The sequence below is a fragment of the Halomonas sp. genome, from assembly GCF_041689495.1.
Classification (GTDB): Bacteria; Pseudomonadota; Gammaproteobacteria; order Pseudomonadales; family Halomonadaceae; genus Halomonas.
Map to the genome: position 1 here is coordinate 1 of NZ_JBDNGD010000550.1, position 4749 is coordinate 4749.

At 65.5% G+C, this 4749-nt stretch carries 3 protein-coding genes and 1 pseudogene; 3 read left to right on the top strand and 1 reads right to left on the bottom strand.

Annotated elements, in window-relative coordinates; translation table 11 throughout:
- The 3 genes and pseudogenes from ACESMD_RS15805 to ACESMD_RS15815 form a co-directional block, all read left to right on the top strand.
- Positions 1-801: pseudogene (locus ACESMD_RS15805) on the top strand (PolC-type DNA polymerase III); the annotation flags it as partial.
- Positions 798-995 (top strand): hypothetical protein, encoded by a 198-nt coding sequence (locus ACESMD_RS15810; RefSeq protein WP_372614851.1) that lies wholly within the window; start codon positions 798-800, stop codon positions 993-995. The pseudogene ACESMD_RS15805 and the gene ACESMD_RS15810, both read left to right, overlap by 4 nt.
- 7 nt (positions 996-1002) lie before the next feature.
- Positions 1003-3648 (top strand): ATP-binding protein, encoded by a 2646-nt coding sequence (locus ACESMD_RS15815; RefSeq protein WP_372614853.1) that lies wholly within the window; start codon positions 1003-1005, stop codon positions 3646-3648.
- A gap of 78 nt (positions 3649-3726) precedes the next feature.
- Here ACESMD_RS15815 and ACESMD_RS15820 read toward each other — a convergent pair.
- A partial coding sequence (locus ACESMD_RS15820; RefSeq protein ID WP_372614855.1) for a DUF294 nucleotidyltransferase-like domain-containing protein occupies positions 3727-4749 on the bottom strand: 1023 nt, incomplete at its 5' end.

Genomic DNA, 4749 nt, shown 5'->3' on the forward strand with positions numbered 1-4749 from the left:
ACCCGAAGGTGGCGGATGTACTGCGGCAGCATGCCAGCGATGCCTGGAGCCTGGCCGACGCCGACGGCAAACATGCCCGACTGCGCCTGCCGCTGCCCGCCATCGAGCGCGTCGGTGCACCTCGCCCGAAAACACCGCCACGCCCCGAGTTCCATGATTTCGGCATCGCCGACCTGCCGGCACCCGATGAGGCACTGGCCAACTGTGCGCTGCGCTGCCTCGAGGTGGTTTCCTTCGATACCGAAACCACCGGCCTGGAACTGCGCCGGGGCGACACCGTCATCAGCATCGGGGCCTGTCGCGTGGTAAACAATCGCCTGCTGGCCAGTGAAACCTTCGACGTGCGGGTCGATCCGGGGCGGCCCATTCCGCCAGCCAGCACGGCCATCCATGGTCTCACCGACAGTGACGTGGCCGGGCCCCCCTCTCCAGGTGACCCTCCCGCGCTTCCGCGACTATATCGGCAATGCGGTGATCCTGGCCCACAACGCCGCCTTCGACCTGCTGGCGATCCACCCCCCGGGGGGTGGCGTCACCTTCGACATGCCGGTACTCGATACCCTCCTGCTCTCCCGGGCACTGGACGAGGCGATCGACGGACATGACCTCGATACCCTGGCCGATCGCTACGGGTTGACGATTCCGCCCGGGGCCCGACACACCGCCCTGGGTGATGCCCGGGTGACCGCCGAGCTCTGGCTGGCACTTCTCCCGCGGCTGGAGGCCCGCGGCATCACCACCCTGCATGACGCCCTGGCCCTGCAGGCCTGGGCCTTCGACAAGGCGGATGCCAGCGCATGACCACGCCGCGCATCAAGGAGCGCCTGATCGCCCTGATCCTGCTGGCACTGGTGCTGTTCTCGCCGCCCCTGATCCTGATGATGGACCGTGGGCATGACGCCGGGCTCTCCCGACTTCCCCTCTACCTGTTCCTCGCCTGGGCCCTGGTGATCGCGCTTGCCGCCTGGCTCATGGAACGCCGTAACGGGAAATAGGTGGCCGATGAGGAGCGAAATGGCGGTACTCGGCATTGCCTTCGGCTATCTCGGGCTGTTGTTCGTGATCGCTGCCTGGGGGGATCGCCGCGCCGAGCAGGGGCGTTCGCTGATCGGCTCACCGACGGTCTATGCCCTCTCCATCGCCGTCTACTGTACCGCCTGGACCTTCTACGGCAGTGTGGGGCGCGCCGCCAACAGCGGCCCCAGTTTCCTGCTGATCTACCTGGGCCCGACCCTGGCCATGCTCATGGCCCCCCTGCTGATCCGCAAGATGGTGCGGATCGCCAGTGCCCAGCGCATCACCTCCATCGCCGACTTCATCAGCGCCCGCTATGGAAAGAGCTCCAGCCTGGGGGCCCTGGTCGCCCTGATCGCGCTGATCGGCATCACCCCCTATATCGCCCTGCAGCTCAAGGCCATCACCCTGAGTCATGCCGTGCTGGTGAACTATCCGGAAGCGGCGGGAATGAGCCTGGTGGACGAGAGCTTCTGGAATGACAAGTCGTTCTGGGTCGCCCTGGTGCTGGCTGTCTTCATCATCCTCTTCGGGACCCGCCACCTGGATGCCAGCGAGCGACACGAGGGCATGGTGGCGGCCATTGCCTTCGAGTCCATGGTCAAGCTGGTGGCCTTCATGGCCGTGGGGATCTTCACCGTCTTCGTGCTGTTCAACGGCCCGGGGGATCTCTTTTCCCGGGTGGCCGCGACACCCGAACTGGCGGGCGCCCTCAGCCTCGAGGCGGTCCCCGGTGGGGCCGTGGGCTGGGTGGGGACCCTGCTGCTGGCCTTCCTGGCCTTCCTGAAACTGCCGCGGCAGTTTCAGGTACTGGTCGTCGAGAACGTCGACGAGCGACACCTCAAGCGCGCCAGCTGGCTCTTCCCGCTCTACCTGCTGGCGATCAATATCTTCGTGATCCCCATCGCCATGGCGGGAATGCTGCTCGGTGACACCAGCAGCAACCCCGACAGCTTCGTGTTGACCCTGCCCCTGTCGGCCGGCCTCGACGGGCTGCCGCTGCTGGTCTTCATCGGCGGTCTCTCGGCGGCCACCAGCATGGTGATCGTTGAGACCCTCGCGCTCTCGACCATGGTCAGCAACCAGTTGGTCATGCCCTTGCTGCTGCGCGCTCGACTTCTCCAGCTGGGCTCGCGAGGGGAACTCGCCGGCTGGCTGCTGGGTATCCGGCGCGTCGCCATCCTGCTGATTCTCCTTCTCGGCTATCTCTACCATGCGCTGATCGGCATGTACTGGCGTGGGGCCAACCGCAAGGGGGCCGCCCTGGGGCTGATCGCAGGCTTCCTGATATGGGCCTGGACCCTGCTGCTGCCCGGCTTCGCCCAATCGGGCTGGCTGGATGCCGGCTTCCTTGATCAGGGCCCCTGGGGAATCACCTGGTTGCGACCCTATGCGATGCTGGGACTCGAGGGATGGGATATCTACACTCACTCCCTGCTGTGGAGCCTGGTGGCCAATATCGGGCTGCTGGTGGGTATCTCGCTGTTCTCCCGACAGAGCCCCCTCGAACAGACCCAGGCGGCCCTGTTCACCGAGGCCATGCATCCCGGCCTGATGGAGACCTCGCTATGGCAGGGTCAGACCACGCGCGGCGAGTTACGCCTGCTGCTTGACCGTTACCTGGGCGCCAATGCCACTGCCAGGGTCTTTTCCAGTCCCGACACAAGCGAGGATGACCTTCCCGCTCCCCCCGAGCTGATCTCCCGGGCCGAGCAGGCCCTGGCCGGGGCACTGGGCAGCGCCTCGGCACGGGTGCTGGTCAACTCGGTGGTACGCGGCGAGGCCCTCGATCTGGATGCGATACTCAGCATCCTGGATACCACCTCGGAAACCCTGGAAGTCAATCGCCGACTGGAACAGAAATCCAATGAACTGGCGCGCGCCAGCGAGGAACTCCGCAGCGCCAATGAGCGCCTCAGGGAACTCGACCGGCTCAAGGACGAGTTCGTCGCCATGGTCAGCCACGAGTTGCGAACCCCCCTGACCTCGATCCGTGCCTTCGCGGAGATCCTCCACGACAGCCAGGACCTGCCCGAGGAGAAGCGCCTGCATTTCCTCGATGTCGTGGTACATGAGAGCCAGCGACTCTCGCGGTTGATCGAGGAGATCCTCGACCTCGCCCGGCTGGAGAGCGGCCGCTTGACCCTTAATCTCCAGCGCCTGGACCTGGTGACCCTGGCCCGTCACAGCCTGGATGCCGTGCATCGGCTTCAGGAGAATCGCGGCGTTGACCTGAAGGTGGACATCTCCCTGGACTCGGCCTGGGTCGTCGGCGACCCGGATCGCCTCGAACAGGTCATCATCAATCTGGTCGACAATGCCGGCAAGTTCACCGATGACGACGACCCGCGGGTATTGGTGCGCCTGGAACGCCACAAGGACCACTTCCGTCTGGCAGTGGAAGACAACGGCCCAGGCATCGCCGAAGGGGAACGCGAGCGGGTGTTCGAGAAGTTTCACCAGATCAAGCACAGTGGCGGCGAGACACGCGGCCGCCCCAAGGGGAGTGGTCTGGGGTTGCCGATCAGCCGAGGCATCGTCTCTCACCTGGGCGGGCGGCTCTGGGTGGAAGACGCCCTCCACCTGGGCGGCGCCTGCCTGGTGATGGAACTGCCCGAGGCGCCAGCGGAATGAAGAACAAGAAGCACGCCTTGCAAGCCCAGTAAGCGACAGCGCACCCCTACCTGCCCATGCCACCTCGGCGCAAGGGACCTACGCTTTTCTGGCGTGTCGCATCAGCCCACGGATCTGCTGGAGATCATGGCGTAACATCAGGGTCTGGTCTTCTCCCAGGCGATCGATATCCACCCAGCCATCCGGTGTCCGTCCTTCCTGCAGGGCCCGACGCTGCTCGTCGAGCAACAGCTCCTGCAAGCGTTCCAGGGCCTTGTGCAGCCCACGCGCCCGCTCTGCCTGAAGCGCCTCGCACATCACCCGGGCCGTCAGGCGCGAATGGGTATCCGGCGGCGTGATGCCTTGACGGAGAGCCAGCAGACGTACGGCATTGACCAGCGGCAGGACACCCTGGTGCTTGAGGTCGATCGCTCTGTCGTGGGGGGCCCCGTCACGATTGCCGGCGAGACGCCCGAAGCGATCCAGGGCCACCGGGAGCTCCTCCAGGAGCGCTCCCATCTCGTCCAGGAACAGCGACGCCTTGGTTACCAGGCGGGTCACGGTCTCCGACAGGGCCGCGGCGAGACTGGCATCACCATGTACGGGATGGAAATCGAGGAGGATATTGGCCTGCTGGACACGCTTGACCTGACGACCCCGGGTCCAGATTGTCAGCTGTTCGGTCCATTCGCCGAGACGCTTGCGCCACATCGGCCAGCGCGCCATCACCTGACCCTGGCACAAGGGGATGCCGGCCTCGTCCAGCCGGTTCGCGAAACGCTCGCCCAGCGCCTGGAAATAGCCGTCGATCTCGGTATGCCGACTGTCGGGGTAGTCGGCAATGATCATGGCATTGTCCTGGTCGGGTGCCATCAGGCTCTCGTGGCGAGCCACGGACCCCATCGTCAACACGCACCAGGCCACGGGCGGGGGGCCCCAGCCATGGCCCTGCATCTCGTTGAGGGAGAGGTCGATGGCCCGACGATAGAGCCAGTCGTTATGGTCGCTGATCACCTGGCTGATACGCCACGCCGGCAGGTCGAGACGATCCAGCGCCTCGACCAGCTCCGCCTGCCAGCGGTGAGCACGAGCCAGATCGGGCTCCTTGCCCAGATTGACGAG